13 protein-coding genes are annotated in these 14934 nt (G+C 44.3%); 2 read left to right on the forward strand and 11 right to left on the reverse strand.

The annotated features are described in order from the left end of the window. Positions 1-143: 143 nt before the first annotated feature. A complete protein-coding gene (locus tag ABNT28_RS06265; RefSeq protein ID WP_332924806.1) occupies positions 144-434 on the reverse strand; it encodes a hypothetical protein in 291 nt (96 codons plus the stop codon). A gap of 135 nt (positions 435-569) precedes the next feature. Here ABNT28_RS06265 and ABNT28_RS06270 point away from each other — a divergent pair, with 135 nt between their 5' ends. Next, positions 570-1796 (forward strand): YjgN family protein, encoded by a 1227-nt coding sequence (locus tag ABNT28_RS06270; RefSeq protein ID WP_348721210.1) that lies wholly within the window; start codon positions 570-572, stop codon positions 1794-1796. A gap of 2 nt (positions 1797-1798) precedes the next feature. Next, positions 1799-2836, forward strand: a complete 1038-nt coding sequence (locus ABNT28_RS06275) for a M48 family metallopeptidase (protein WP_348721212.1) — start codon at positions 1799-1801, stop codon at positions 2834-2836. 146 nt (positions 2837-2982) lie between these two features. On the opposite strand, the gene ABNT28_RS06280 is transcribed toward ABNT28_RS06275, so the two are convergent. The 10 genes from ABNT28_RS06280 to ABNT28_RS06325 form a co-directional block, all read right to left on the reverse strand. Further along, positions 2983-3762 (reverse strand): MBL fold metallo-hydrolase, encoded by a 780-nt coding sequence (locus tag ABNT28_RS06280; RefSeq protein WP_348721213.1) that lies wholly within the window; start codon positions 3760-3762, stop codon positions 2983-2985. Between the two features lie 2 nt (positions 3763-3764). Beyond that, complete coding sequence (locus tag ABNT28_RS06285; RefSeq protein WP_332924810.1) at positions 3765-4556, reverse strand: TatD family hydrolase; 792 nt, start codon at positions 4554-4556, stop codon at positions 3765-3767. After that, positions 4556-6103 carry a methionine--tRNA ligase gene (gene metG, locus ABNT28_RS06290; protein WP_348721214.1) on the reverse strand — a complete coding sequence of 516 codons (1548 nt, stop codon included), beginning with the start codon at positions 6101-6103 and terminating at the stop codon, positions 4556-4558. The genes ABNT28_RS06285 and metG overlap by 1 nt, the downstream gene beginning before the upstream one ends. Positions 6104-6185: 82 nt before the next feature. Continuing rightward, complete coding sequence (locus tag ABNT28_RS06295; RefSeq protein WP_332924812.1) at positions 6186-7268, reverse strand: DNA polymerase III subunit delta'; 1083 nt, start codon at positions 7266-7268, stop codon at positions 6186-6188. Then, the gene (gene tmk, locus ABNT28_RS06300) at positions 7269-7913 is read right to left on the reverse strand and encodes a dTMP kinase (protein ID WP_348721215.1); all 645 of its coding nucleotides are present in this window, start codon (positions 7911-7913) and stop codon (positions 7269-7271) included. Positions 7914-7926: 13 nt separating this feature from the next. Further along, positions 7927-9081 carry a D-alanyl-D-alanine carboxypeptidase family protein gene (locus ABNT28_RS06305; protein ID WP_348721216.1) on the reverse strand — a complete coding sequence of 385 codons (1155 nt, stop codon included), beginning with the start codon at positions 9079-9081 and terminating at the stop codon, positions 7927-7929. A gap of 105 nt (positions 9082-9186) precedes the next feature. Then, entirely contained in the window at positions 9187-10167 is a 981-nt protein-coding gene (locus ABNT28_RS06310) for a septal ring lytic transglycosylase RlpA family protein (protein ID WP_332924814.1), read from the reverse strand. 51 nt (positions 10168-10218) lie between these two features. Next, entirely contained in the window at positions 10219-11202 is a 984-nt protein-coding gene (locus tag ABNT28_RS06315) for a lytic murein transglycosylase (RefSeq protein ID WP_332924815.1), read from the reverse strand. 154 nt (positions 11203-11356) lie between these two features. Next, complete coding sequence (locus ABNT28_RS06320; protein ID WP_348721217.1) at positions 11357-14518, reverse strand: efflux RND transporter permease subunit; 3162 nt, start codon at positions 14516-14518, stop codon at positions 11357-11359. Continuing rightward, on the reverse strand, positions 14518-14934 hold a 417-nt coding region (locus ABNT28_RS06325), incomplete at its 5' end, for a hypothetical protein (protein ID WP_348721218.1). The genes ABNT28_RS06325 and ABNT28_RS06320, both read right to left, overlap by 1 nt.

Genomic DNA, 14934 nt, shown 5'->3' on the forward strand with positions numbered 1-14934 from the left:
GCAAGTGACTTTTAATCACTGGGTCACAGGTTCGAATCCTGTCGCGCTCACCATCCATTTCAATAAGAATGTGGATTAAACGACCCCCGACCTTGATATCAAGGCCGGGGGTTTTTTGTGCGGATAGCTCCAGGGAGAAAAAGCTATACCGTCACACAAACACCATTCTTGTCGAGGGCTATAACCGACCCAGATGAGTCATGAAAACAGGCAAAAAACTCATCAGGGCGCATCAATTCAGTGATTGAGGTTAATTGATTTGGAAGAGCTTCATAATAAACCAGCACCGAACGAGTCTTAGATTGAACGTTTAGTGCTTTAAAAAATGTAACTTTCAACTTTTGCATAATTCTGCCTTCTTTAGGGTGCTTGTTCCGTCCTATTTCTTCTTTATTAGCATTGTATTTATTAAATAAACGTTTATGTCGTTTCACATTTATGTGAACCAAACTGATATTTTGCTGAAAAAGGAAAAGCTATTATAACGATGTAAAAGTTATGTATTCTGTTGGCTTCAAGATGTTTCAATTTCAATCTGTGTTCAACGTGCAAGGGAAAAAAAGAGTTTTATGTCCAAGAAACCATCTAATCCCAATGTAAATACTAAACCAAAGTCATCTGGAGCCTTGCGTGAATCAGAAACATCAACGCGGGAAAGTCATAAAAATGGATATGGTGGCAAAATGATAGAAGAAGATGGTACCGTCAAAATCAATCGGTTTACCCCTTTGGTTTTTACCGGCACTGCACGCCAGCTTTTTGGCATCCAGTTTGTCAATATATTGCTATCGCTCATAACATTGGGGATTTGGATACCGTGGGCACGCGTGCGCAATCGCCGTTTTTTCTATGGTAATACAAGGGCACTTGATGAAGGCATTGATTATCTAGCCACTGGTTTTGCTTTGTTTAAGGGATGGGTTTTGGTGCTCGCGGCAATCACGATTTTCTATGTTACACCTTTATTTGCTGACGGTGTTCCTTACGTGCAAGAGGGGCTTAGTGCACTTTTTGTACTCGTCTATCCTTGGGCGCTTACCAAATCCATATATTTCAATGCGCGAAACCTGGCATGGCGTGATGTAAGTTTTGACTGGAAAGGGGGGTATTTTGGTGCTGCATGGTATTTCTTTCTGTTTCCCGTGATTGCGGTGTTGTCGTTTGGTCTGCTACTCCCAGTGATGTCATGCAAGGCACGACAATATATCGTCAATAACTATCGCTTTGGCAAAACCAGTTTTGAAGCAGATCTTGATATAGGTTCATTCTATAAAGTAGCTGTTCAGGCATTGCTCGCCTTTATATTCATGCTGATTCTGGTTGGTGTATTTTCGTTTTGTATTCTTGTAATGATTTTTGGCTATCAAACAGGTGATACACTTTTTGACAATCTGATGCTTTTCACCGCTTATGACTTGGGTAATATGTCTAGCTATCTACTTTATTTAATCCCCTTGCTGTTTTTGGCTACATTTTACGCCACAGGCGCATTTTACCATGCTTTAACGCGCAATATTATGATCAATAAATTGAAACTGCATGGCGGAATTAAATTCCGTTCGGAATTATCCGGCACCAAACTGGCATGGATCATAATTTCAAACAACCTAGTCACCTTATTATCACTTGGCCTTCTATGGCCATGGGCGCAAGTGCGCCGCTATCGTTATATGGTAGAGTCAACACAGTTACGACCGTCACAGAGCATTGATAATTTCATTGATACACAATCGCGGGCAGGGCATTCGATTGGTGATGCGGCTAGTGATGCAGGCGGCATCGAGTTACAATTCTAGATATGCAAATTTCGGTAACAATCAATTTCAAAAATTCGACCAAACGCTCTAAAGGCAGTTTGTTAATCAAAGAATCAGAAGATAAGCAAAAAAAGCTGTATCTTGAGGTTCCGGATGACGGCATGAAACCTTATCCGATCAAAATTGTTCATGCCAGTGCCCCTCTGGCAGGCACCAATCCACGCCTGACAATTGAAGATGGCAATATACTTCATTTGCTAACAGATACTATACCTGACGCGTTAATTGACCATTTGCCAGCCTCTATGTCTCGCTGGCAAGCCCTTCACCGTTTTGAGCAGGTCGGTCTTAAGGGCATGTTTGTTGTTATGTTATTGATAGTCGGTATTTTATATGGATTTCGCCTGTCCATAGAGCCAATAGCTGATTTTGCTACCAAATTCATTCCACCAGAATATGAACAGGCCATTGGCAAAGCGACATTATCACAACTTGATTTATTTTTATTTAAAACCAGTACATTAGAATCTGATTCGAAACAAAGAATTGAAGAAATCTTTATTAATTTAAAAGCACTAGATCCAGATAAAACTGTTTCGACACAGCTTGTTTTTCGTTCATCGCCCGCAATTGGCCCAAACGCCTTTGCTCTTCCTGGGAACATCATCGTTTTGTTGGATGAAATGGTTGAATTTGCTGATGATGAAGACCTTATAGCGGCAATCATGGCGCATGAGTTAGCGCATGTCACTAAACGTCACGCAATGCGTTACATAACCCGAAGCTCTTTGCTTGCCGTTGCTGCCGCCATAATATTTGGGGCTGATGATAGTTTGATCGAAGAATTTGCCTCCATGGGTAGTGGGCTGGCTCTTGCCAAATATTCACGCAAGTTCGAACTTGAAGCCGACCAGCAAGGCGCCGAATATATGCAACGACTTGGATTGGATGCTTATAAAATATCTAAATTGTTTGATATGATTGAGGCTGAGTGTGAAGGCGCATGTGATGGCGGCGGTTTTTTTACATCGCATCCTAGCTTTGCCGAGAGGCGATCAAACCTGTCAAATCTTGAATGATACGTGGCATAAGTTAATATCAGCGGAGCAGGCAATCTTATTTGAAGCTGTTATGAAGCTGTAGTTAAAACAAATTTTGTCGCATAATTAATATTATGCGTAATTACAGTAAGGGAGATAGCCAGTGTTATGGTCAGGCAATAACGTTAATCAAGGTTGAAGCTAAGGCCATCAACACCAGGTTCAACATTTGGCGGACATAAACTAGCCAAGGTGGCATAATCAGCCTCAAGTCCAAGATGAGTAAGCACAGCATGTTTAGGTTTCATGGCTTCAATCCAGCTAAATGTCTGCTCATAGTGACTATGCGAAGAATGAGGTTCAGGACGCAACGCTTCAACAATCCATAAATCCAGATCTCTTAATTTAGAAAAACTTTCATCTGGCATATCGATAACATCAGTCGAATATCCAAATTTGTTGTTAAACACAAAACCAAGCGAGGATATATTGCCATGTTCTTGATGAAGCACTTCAACTTTTATTGACCCAAAACTCAAAGTTTGTCCGGCAACAATCTCGGTTATATCCATCGGCGGCACAAAATAAGATGGAGATTTGGGGTTTTTGACGAACAGATAAGGAAAACGATTAGTAATGTCGTTGCCGCTATTCGCGGTCGCATAAAGTGGAATGATGTTACGATCCGGCCAGTAAAAAGCTCGTAAATCGTCAAGTCCCGCAACATGGTCTGAATGGGTGTGCGTAATAAGCACGGCATCGATCTTTTTTATATTATGTGGAAGTAGCTGGTTACGAATATCGGGGCCCGCATCAACAAGAATTGTGGTCTCTTTGTCTTGAATAAGGATTGCGCATCGTTGACGACGATTCCGTGGGTCATTTGGGTCACACGCCCCCCACCCAGCATTACCAAGCGCAGGCACCCCTACAGACGTTCCACAGCCAAGCATTGTTACTTTCATACTCACGTCATCCTATCAAAAAGCCGGAGCGTATTATTATATGTCTGCGCTGCCATTTCATTTATCGTCTGCCCGCGCACGTCGGCTAATTTAGCCAACGTGTATGCAGTGTAAGCCGGTTCATTTGTCTTACCACGATGCGGCATTGGTGCCAGAAATGGCGCATCAGTCTCAACCAGCAATCGATCAATTGGTACATCAGCTGATATGGCACGCAATTCGTCTGATTTATTAAACGTTAGAATGCCTGAAAAACTAATATAAAAGCCAACATCAATCGCACGCCGTGCTAATTCTGCACCCGAACTGAAACAATGAAGGACACCGCGGAATGCGCCCTTTTTCATTTCATCTTCGATTATGTCAGCCATATCATTGTCGGCATCACGCGCATGTACAATAATTGGCAAATCAAGCTGCCGCGCCACCTGAATTTGTGTCCTGAAACTTTGTGCCTGTAAAGCACGTGGTGCGTGATCGTAAAAATAATCTAATCCAGCTTCACCAATTGCTACACATTTTGGATGATGCGCCAATTTTAAAAAAGCATCAAGATTACACGCGTCAGCCTCACTTGCAGCTTCGTGCGGATGAACGCCAACACTAAACCAAACATTGTCATAACTTTCAGCAATCCGACGGGGCGCATCAGCTGTACTAAGTTTGACACCAATGCTGATAATGCGCTCAACGCCAGCATCCCCTGCCCGCGCAATGACCTGCGACAACTCATCAGCAAATTGTGGGTAATCGAGATGTGCATGACTATCAATAATGGCTAAATTTGCAGACATTAGGCTGGCTCTTCGTCAATATAACGTGGAAACACAGGTTCTGGCTTCTCAATGAGATGACCATTGGCAAGGCGTCCCTGACCAGCAATTATGTCAAAACCGCGCGCATGTTCATCAACACCAAGTTGATCAAGAATTTTCGCTGCTGACTGTGGCATGAAAGGTTGTGTCAGAATAGCAACCTGACGAATGATTTCGGCCAGAACCGCTAAAACTTCTTTCATTCGCTCTGGATCTGTTTTTTTCAATCCCCAAGGCGCCTGATTATCGACATAACGATTTGCCGCAGCGATTACATCCCATATACAGCGAAGTGCTTCATGAAAACTTTGCTGGTCAATATGAATACGAACCTGATCCAGCAATGCATCACTGGCAGCCAGTATGTTTGTGTCTTCAGATGTTGGCGATGCAGGCAAAGACGGCATTACACCTTCACAATTTTTAAAAATCATTGAAATGACCCGTTGGCTAAGATTACCAAGGTCATTTGCCAGATCACTATTCATCCTTTGTATCATCGCCTGCACGGAAAAATCACCGTCTTTGCCAAACGGTACTTCGCGCATCAGAAAATAGCGTGTTTGATCGAGGCCATATGTGTCTGCCAGAGCCACTGGATCAATCACATTGCCAAGTGATTTTGAGATTTTCTGACCTTCATTTGTCCACCAGCCATGCGCAAAGACGCGCTTTGGCAAAGGCAGATCAGCCGCCATCAGGAATGCTGGCCAATAGACGGCATGAAACCGTAAAATGTCCTTGCCAACCATATGCAAATCAGCAGGCCACAGCTTTGCATATGTTTCGGGGTTACCAAACGCACCATCCGTCGGCCATCCGGTCGCCGTAATATAATTGGTCAACGCGTCAAGCCATACATACATGACATGTGCATCATCATCCGGCACAGGCACGCCCCATTTAAAGCTGGCGCGGCTTACCGAGAGATCGCGCAAACCGCCTTTGACAAAGCTTTTAACTTCATTAAAGCGGCTTTTGGGCGCTACAAAATCGGGATTGGCATCATAAAATGCCAAAAGCTTGTCCTGAAACTTTGATAGATCAAAGAAATAAGATGGTTCCTCAACCCATTCAACTGGCGCACCTGTTGGCGCTTTGCCATCTACGATTTCATCCTTTGTATAAAAGGCTTCGTCGCGCACAGCGTACCAGCCAGAATAACTATCAAGCCTGATAAAGCCTTTATCTAGCAAAATACGCCATAATTGCTGGCACGCCAATTTATGTCGGTCTTCAGTTGTGCGGATAAAGTCATCATTCGAAAAATTTAACTGTGTTGTTAGATCACGGAAATTCTGACTAACTGTATTGGTAAACTCATGTGGCGATATTTCCGCTACTTGCGCTGCCTTTTCAACCTTTTGACCATGTTCATCAGTACCAGTCAGAAACTTTACATTAAATCCATCAAGGCGTTTAAAACGGGCCATTACATCACAGGCAAGCGTTGTATAGGCATGTCCAATATGTGGCTTGTCATTCACATAATAAATTGGAGTTGTAATGTAGAACTTTTTTGACATCTTCAAAGCCTGTAACGTGAATTTGTTATTTAGATTATTTCAAACATAAACCATACCAGTGGGAATAGCCTTTAAATGGCTATCAGGGCAACTGTTTCTGGTGCATTTGCATAATTTGACGAAGTAAAAAATGCGGAAAATCAAGATACAAGGCTTCAGCTGGTATGGCGGCCGTCATGAAATTATGATGTAGTTCAGCTAAATGCGTGGCCGAATGTCTTTCACATAGTAAATTCAGCACAGGTGTCTCAAAGCCGTCATTGCCCTGCGAGGTTGCGCTAGCCTTACATCGTGCCGCCTTTGACAGCAGGCGTTCCAGCAAATAAACGGCCCCTTCCCGCGTTTCGCGTCCAGCAGCAGCACCTTTCCCCCATTTACCGCATAATGTCGATAACGCCGCAATATCTAGTGTTTGAGACGCCATCAACGCGCATACAGCCTGATAACAATCAGCAGACCCACTTTGAGCAAGCGATACAGCGCGTCCGGGCGCTCCATCACAAAGGTGAACCAGAAGGTTGATATGGTTTTCGTCCGCATCCGGCCATATGGATGCAAGAGCGTTCCGACAATCATCATCGCCAAGTGGGGGCATTTTAAACATCCGACAGCGAGACAGAATTGTAGCTGGCAAGTGACCTGGACGAGACGAAATGAGAAAAATTACAGTATTTTCAGGAGGCTCTTCAAGCAACTTAAGCATAGCGTTTGCGCCATTGCGGTTAATTTCATCCATAGAATCTATGACCGCAACACGCATTTTTCCACGCCCGGGTTTATGCATCATGAATGGGTGCATGGCCCGAATTTGATCAATTTTAATCTGCCCTGATTTATTATCTTCTTCACGTGGGTAAATCGCCATGAAATCAGGATGCGCGCCATTCAATACCTGTTTTGTGCCTGTGTCATCCAAATCAAGTGAAAAGTCTGCTGGCACATCACCAAAAAGTGTGTCGGGTGGCGCGGCATCACAAAGTAACCAGGCAGCCGCAATGTAAGCCATACTTGCCTTACCAATCCCTTTTGGTCCGGTAAGCAACCAGGCGTGATGTATGCGCTCAGATGTGCGCGCTGCTGCCAGTGCCATTTTAAAATCGGCATGGCCATATATATTGTTTGGATCGAGGCGTGATAATGTATTGGACTGGATTTTGTCAGCCATTTAGGTAGCGTCCTTCATAGCAACCAGCTTCGCAACGTGCCTGCGGACAATGTTTGCTATTTCAGATGATGTTAGCGTTGCATCAATAATGACGAAACGATCCTCATGTGCATGGGCAAGCTGTAAAAAGGCATTACGGATTTTTTGGTGAAAATCCAAACCTTTTTCTTCAAAACGGGTCTCGCCATCATCGCGTTTGCCAGCGCGGGCAAGACCAACTTTGGCATCCATATCCAATAAAAACGTTAAATCAGGCACCACGTTACCGCAGGCAAGTTTTGTTAATGCGGCGACAGCCTCTGCATCAACGCCACCAACTACACCTTGATAAATTGTGGTTGAATCAAAAAACCTATCCGAAATAACAATTTCGTTTCGTTCAAGAGCTGGTTCAACAACATTCTTTATATGTTCATGACGTGATGCTGTCATTAACAAGGCTTCAGTAATAGGCTGCCATCGGTCACTAGCCCCACGAACCACAAGATCACGAATAAGCTCTGCACCTTCTGTACCGCCAGGCTCTCTTGTGACAACTAAATTCATATTTGGCTGTTCACTTTTAAGCCACGTTACAAGATTTTGAATTTGCGTTGTTTTTCCGCTACCTTCACCACCTTCAAACGTTATTAAAATTCCATTCATTTTAATGGCCAATCTAGTTTGCGACAACAGTGCCCGCGTCTGCGCCAAAAATGAGATATTTCAATGCGGCACCTAATCGTTCAAAAACGCCAAGCTCATCAACGTCATTGGCCGCCAAAAGATCTATCTTTTCACTATTACTTTTTCCTTCAATGGTCAAAACAGCAAGTTTCTGGCCTTTGATAATCGGCGCAGATACAGGATCAATCCAATTGACCGACATTTTCAGATGGCGACGTTCGTCACGAGACAACACACGATGTAATGGTTGTGCAATTACCAAATCAACATTTGGAACTTTGCCAAGCCAGACATTTGCTACATCAACCGTTTCGTTTGCCTCAAAGAACCGGTATTTTTTGAACTCTCGAAACGTTAAGTCCATCAGGCGGCGGGACTCAGCTGATCGCTGTTTCATACTTGTCATCCCGTTCAGAACCATGACTACACGCTGTTCATCACGTATGGCTGACCCAACAACACCGTAGCCAGACTCTTTCGTATGGCCGGTTTTCAGACCATCAGCTCCAACTGTTCCATACACAAGCGGGTTACGGTTGGGTTGATCAATACCGTTATATTCAAAACGTTTCTTTTTGAACATTGGATATAAATCCGGATATTCATCTATTGGAAACCGTGAAATTAATGCTGACGACAAAATATTCAAGTCTTTCGCAGTCGTCGTCAGTTCCGGATCAGGCCAACCAGTTGAATTGCGGAAAACTGTATTTTCCATACCCAGTTTTTGTGCCCAAAAATTCATTTCTTCAGCAAATGACTCTTCAGTACCTGAAATGCCTTCAGCAATGACAATCGCTGCATCGTTACCTGATTGCACAACTATACCATGCAACAGGTCATTGACTGTAACCATTGACCCCACCTCAAGAAATGAGCGTGATCCACCTTTGCGCCATGCTTTTTCTGAAACTTGAAACTTGTCATTCAGCGACAGACCGCCTTCACGGATACGTTCAAATGCTATGAACACTGTCATGATTTTAGCCATCGATGCTGGCTTCATCTGCATTTCTGCATTTTTCTGAAACAAAACCTTGCCGGTATCAAAATCGGTGATATAGGCATACTCTGCTGGTGTTGTTATTTCGGTTGCACCCGCACAGTTTGAGATGGCTACGCATGAAGCACCAATTAAGACCGACATAGTGGTCATTTGAAATAATCTATGTAGCATTTCCAATCCTATTTTATACGTTTACCGTTTATTGCGGATAAAAACGGCAATAAAATGACCTATGGCAGATGAAGATCAGTCTACTATAATGCGGGCACCGGTGAAGCCCATATTAACGACACCGTCCAACAATTTGTCTGCCAACTTTACTTCGCTAATAGGACCCAGCCTCACGCGGTACAGTGTTTGCCCAGCTTTATCAACAGATGATACAACGCCATCGCCTACTGCCGACACTTTTGTCAAAACACTTGTTGCATTACTTTTGGTGTGAAACGCGCCAACCTGTACCCAGATATTGGTTGTAATTGGCGCCACTTCTATGACTTCACCAACCCGGGCATTTGCTAATAGTTCAATGGCCGATTGCTGAACAACATTTGCTGGCTTCGTTTTGTTTGAGTTTGACCGTGTTGTCAGGCTTACTTTTGGCTGCGTAACAGCATCAGTTTGAGGCATATCTTCAGGACTGTCAGCCAGTTCAGGGAATTTTCCCACTTTAGCAAGTTGTTCAAGGCGCAAGCTTTGCTCAGCAAGCAATTGAACCCTGACGCGTGCTAATCCGTTTTTCTTGTACCCTATCAATTTTGCTGACGCGCGAGATAAATCAATTATCCGCCCTGCCACAAACGGGCCACGGTCATTTATACGAACGACAAGCGATTTACCATTATCAAGATTGGTGACACGCACAACACTTGGCATCGGAAGGGTTTTATGCGCCGCTGTTATTTTTCTAGGGTCAAAAATTTCGCCATTTGCTGTCAATTTTCCAGCAAATTCATCACCGTACCATGATCCTATACCTGTCTCATCATAGGCCAGATCACGATCTGGATAATACCAAATACCAGCCACTTGATAAGGGTTGCCGACTTTATAACGTGGGGCAGCTACAACTTTATTGCCGTCAGCACCATCTTTAGAAGCTTTGCCAACTTTCCATTCAACATCGTCACTGTCAGTTTGCTGGGCTGTTTTGTTTTTTTGACTTTTTTTGAAAAGATCGACAGCAAGTTCGGCGGTCGTACAACCTTGAAACAAAAAAGCGCTCATCAAAATAACAAGAGATAATCGAAGCATAACCATGGGTGATTTATCCGAATATTACCTTAACGTATCTGAAAGATGGCCAATTGCCAGAGCATAATAATTTGACCTATTCCAAGCTAGAATCGAGTCAAAATTACTATAAACGAGGAACGTAGGACCCGATGCACCAGATGGCATAACAAGTCGGGCCTTTAAATCTGCCGTCGGCAATGCCGATCCATCAACGGCAAGTGCCCCTGCGGCCGACCATGTTGCAAGTTTGACATTCGTTTTGGCTTCAGCCAGTTGTATTGGCGTCTTGCCATTCATTTTAAAGCCCTGTGGTATGGAAACCATGCGTCCCCATGTTCGATCGTCACGCCACCCTGCTTGAGAAAGATAATAAGCTGTAGAGGCAAACACATCTTCAGTTGTTGCCCAGATATCACGCTGGCCATCACCATGCCAATCGACAGCATAAGATAAGAAGCTAGATGGCATAAATTGGCTTTGCCCCATTGCCCCAGCCCATGACCCTTTCATGTTAGCAGCGGTAATATGCCCTTCTTCAAGGATTTGCAAAGCATTCAAAAGTTCTTTTCGGAAATAGGCACTTCGACGCCCATCATATGCCAGTGTTGCCAGTGAATGCGGAACATTGAAAGACCCAAGATAACGTCCAAAACTGGTTTCAACGCCCCAAAAGGTAATAATAAAACGCTTTTGAACACCATATTTTTTTGACACTTTGGTCAAAATTTCGTCATGCTCTATCATTTTTTTGGTTGCAATTCGCTGCCGCGCTTTTGAAACAACCTTGCCAAGATATTCGTCAAAAGTCATTTTGAATTCAGGTTGATTCCGATCCAATTCAATAACTCTGGGAATAGGTTTGGCGTTGCCAAGAGCTTCATCAAAAATTTTATCAGAAATACCACGCGCCTTTGCGTCAATCCGGAATTCGGCAAGCCATTGTTCAAAAGACTGATTTTGTGCAAAAGCAGGTTGCACTAACAACATACATATCGACACCAAACCAACAATAAGGGAATGTTTCATTGATTTGGCTCCTACCAGAATTAATGTTCGCGGCTAAGCGCAACAAAGTGTCTTAATTACCGTCAACGTCGTTTCTACATGCTAATGCGGAAGTCTGTTTTGGAGCAACTACAGATTACAGAAAATAACCATGTTTTAACCTGTTTTTACTGATTTACACATCAATGAGAATTTTTTGCCCTGTATTACGCGCTAGGCGGGTCTGTAAAGAAATCCCCAGCAAGGGAGGAACGATAAGCAATGTCGCGAGCGTTGACAAAGCCAGCCCCCCAAATACCACCACACCAATGCCGCGATATAATTCAGATCCAGCGCCTGGAAAAATCACCAAGGGTACTAAGCCAAACAATGATGTCAGCGTGGACATGAAAATCGGTCTTATTCGATTCCGTGTGGCTTCGAGAATGGCATCAGCTGGTGACATGCCCTCCTCACGTAAATGCAAAACGGTTTGTTCGATTAGCAAGATTGCATTATTGACCACCACACCTGTCAGAATAACAAAGCCAAGCATGGTCAACATATCTAGTGGCTGACGCACAAATATGTTCAGCAAAGCAAGGCCGCCAATACCACCAGCACCAGCAACCGGAATTGCCAACAAAATAATCAATGGCATAACAAAACTACGCAACAAAATAACCATCAGCAAAAATATCACCGCGATAGACGTTGCTACATTTGACTGCATTGCTTTCCATGTCTGATCCATAGCACTTGCAGCACCTCGCAATGAAATAGACACACCTTTTTCACGCGCCATTACGCTAATTTCCGGCAAAATTTCGGTTTTAATTTGCTGAACAGCATCTTCCAGCGTGACTGACTCATTGGGACGTAATTGCAATGAAAGAGATTGCTTGCCAGCAAGGCGGTTAATGTTACCTGGCGAACTGACTATTTCAATTTTAGCCAGCTGTTCAAGACGAATAATATTTCCACTGCGCGTTACTATGGGGATGGTGTTTAGCTCGTCTGCACTCATGTTTTGGGCATCTTTGCCCGAAAGCACCATATCTATCAGATTGCCATCTATCGGCACTTCAATAACATTGGCGCCATCATTGAAAATATCTACTGCTGACGACAATTCCCGAACCGTAACACCTGCGCGCGCAAGAGCTGTCAAATCAGGCGTGATACGTATTTGTGGAGCCCCCGAGGACAAACTCGGAATAACACGAAGCTGATTACCATCGCGCCGGGTGAACTTGGCTTCCAATGCCTGGTTCAAGGCCAGTGCCACTGGCATTATATCTGCACGATCATCCCCCGAGACATCAACCCGTATTGACCGAGATCCACCAACCGAGCGGCCAAATAGTGATGCTTGGCGCACAAATGCGCGCGCGCCCGGAACCTCAAAAATTGGGCGCATCAAAACCATGCGAAGATCCGATACGCGGCTAGGATCAACCGATGACGCACCAGCAAAAGCTCCACCTGAGTAAGCAACAAAAAAGAAACGTTCGATTGCAGGTGGCCCGCCTATTTCGGTACCCCCTTCCCATAAGGGACGTGCGGCAGTCTCCATTTTTTCTGCTATTTGCAACGTCTCATCAATCGAATATCCCTCTGGCACGATAATACGACCAAAGACAAAATTGGCATTACCATCTGGCAAATAATCAAGTTGAGGCGCAAAACGGTAACTGGCAAAACCTGCACTCAGCAGGATAGCCACGACGACAAATGCGCCAACATATCCATGCTTTATAGTCACACGAACATATCGCAAAATCAGATTGGAAATATAACGTGCTACATGATCAATGCCAGGTATAGACGGCAACCGTTCATATTTATTGCCTGCACCAGCCAGCAAGCGTGATGCAAGAGCGGGGATAACCGTAACTGAAACCACAACCGAAATGAGGACGGCAACCGAAATAGCAATGCCTATATCGCGAAACAACTGCCCCACAGGAAGGTCAAGCATCAAAATGGGTACAAAAACCAACACTGTTGTAAGCGCTGACCCAAGTATTGGCGCCCATACTTGACGTGCGCCCAAATATGCTGCGTTCTGAGCTTTCATGCCACGCTGGCGAAGTCGGAAAATGTTTTCAAGACTGACAATCGACGCATCAACAACCATGCCAACGGCAAATGCCAATCCGGCAAGCGAGATAACATTTATGGATAATCCCAAACCAGCGATGGCCACAAAGGTACCAATAACTGACACTGGAATGGCCACAAAAATAATAGCTGCAGGTAAAAGAGACCGTAAAAACAACAACAAAATAAATAGTGCCAACAAACCACCAATCCAAATATTTTGCTGAACTAGGTCAATCGCTGACTCAATATATTTTGTTTCATCATAAACCAGATTTAGTTCTAAACCACGCGGTAACAACTCAGTCTTATTCAAAAGCGCTATTTCCTCGCGCAAGCGCTGCATTGTTGTAACAACATTGGTGCCTTGCTCGCGCAGGGCATTGATAATGATTGCTTCCTTACCATTAAGCCGCCTAAAGCTAGTACGTTTTTGCACACGCAAATCAACTGACGCCACATTTGATAACAAAATAGGCACAATCGTGCCAGATGGCGAAACATCGGTTCTTAATACAATTCTGCCTGCTGTTTCGGGCGTGTAATTTGCAGACTCAGTACGTACCGCATAGGAACGTTTGCCCTCAGTAATCATGCCTACTGACATCATGGATGATGATGATCGCAATGCATTAATGACTTCGGTTAGGGTCAGTTTGTACTGAATGAGTTTTGCTGGATCGATAACGACCCGCATTTCTTGGCGACCGCCGCCATTGAAACCAACCTCAGCAACGCCTTCAATACGTCCCAATGGATCGACTATATTCGTCTCCAGAAACGATCCCAACGCTTCAAGATTCACTTCATTGCCATCCTTGGCGACCAGTGCCAGTCGGGCGATTGGGCTATCATCCGAATTTGATGTTCGCACGCGTGGTGTTTGCGCATCATCTGGCAAATCATTTACCGCTGATAATTTGCTCAACAGCAAAACCAGTGCCTTATCCATATCCTGTTTTACATTATAGGTTAGGGTTATTCGTGATCGGCCAAAGGAAGATCGGGATTGCAATTCTTCCACGCCATTCAGCGAAGCCAACTCACTTTCCAACCTAGTCACGACCTCTCGGTCTATATCTTCAGGGGATGCACCTGGCCAGTTAACGCGGACTTCAAGAATTGGTTTTTCAATATCGGGACTCATCTGAATCGGTATGTCACGTATTGCAACAACACCGAACAATACCGCAAGAAGGACTAGCGCCAGAACCGCAACAGGCCGCTCAATAGCAGCTCTTATCAGCCCTCCCATCAGTTAGCTACCTTACGGCCAGAAAATGTCATTTGTCGCTCCTGGCCTCCAGGTAGGCCTCGTATAACAAGCTGTCCATCCATCGCCTCGCCTTTTGTCTTGCCACTAAACTCAAGATCAATCACGCCAAAAGGTAATTGTTTTTTTGCAATGAAATTGATGCTTTCACCAACCTTCACAACTTTAACATCATCATCGTCGAAAAATGATTTTTCTTTGCCTAAGACCAAGGTACCCGTGCTTTCCCCACGTGGGGACATCCATTTAAGCACCCAGACATCTCCTTTTGATTTGCCTTTTGCAGGGGCATTACCAGATGAACTGGCTCCGGGTTTTTTCACAGCTTTGCCATCAGATAGCTGTTCATTACCGCGGATGATAACCTCCTGCCCTGCATCAAGGCCTGACAGGACAAT

This window comes from uncultured Candidatus Puniceispirillum sp. (assembly GCF_963979125.1).
Classification (GTDB): domain Bacteria; phylum Pseudomonadota; class Alphaproteobacteria; order Puniceispirillales; family Puniceispirillaceae; genus Puniceispirillum.

Bases quoted from the DNA above. Each gene is read 5' to 3' on its own strand.
- ABNT28_RS06270 (WP_348721210.1), top strand. From the start codon at position 570: ATGTCCAAGAAACCATCTAATCCCAATGTAAATACTAAACCAAAGTCA.
- ABNT28_RS06275 (WP_348721212.1), top strand. From the start codon at position 1,799: ATGCAAATTTCGGTAACAATCAATTTCAAAAATTCGACCAAACGCTCT.
- ABNT28_RS06280 (WP_348721213.1), bottom strand. From the start codon at position 3,762: ATGAAAGTAACAATGCTTGGCTGTGGAACGTCTGTAGGGGTGCCTGCG.
- ABNT28_RS06285 (WP_332924810.1), bottom strand. From the start codon at position 4,556: ATGTCTGCAAATTTAGCCATTATTGATAGTCATGCACATCTCGATTAC.
- metG (WP_348721214.1), bottom strand. From the start codon at position 6,103: ATGTCAAAAAAGTTCTACATTACAACTCCAATTTATTATGTGAATGAC.
- ABNT28_RS06295 (WP_332924812.1), bottom strand. From the start codon at position 7,268: ATGGCTGACAAAATCCAGTCCAATACATTATCACGCCTCGATCCAAAC.
- tmk (WP_348721215.1), bottom strand. From the start codon at position 7,913: ATGAATGGAATTTTAATAACGTTTGAAGGTGGTGAAGGTAGCGGAAAA.
- ABNT28_RS06305 (WP_348721216.1), bottom strand. From the start codon at position 9,081: ATGTCGGTCTTAATTGGTGCTTCATGCGTAGCCATCTCAAACTGTGCG.
- ABNT28_RS06310 (WP_332924814.1), bottom strand. From the start codon at position 10,167: ATGAGCGCTTTTTTGTTTCAAGGTTGTACGACCGCCGAACTTGCTGTC.
- ABNT28_RS06315 (WP_332924815.1), bottom strand. From the start codon at position 11,202: ATGAAACATTCCCTTATTGTTGGTTTGGTGTCGATATGTATGTTGTTA.
- ABNT28_RS06320 (WP_348721217.1), bottom strand. From the start codon at position 14,518: ATGGGAGGGCTGATAAGAGCTGCTATTGAGCGGCCTGTTGCGGTTCTG.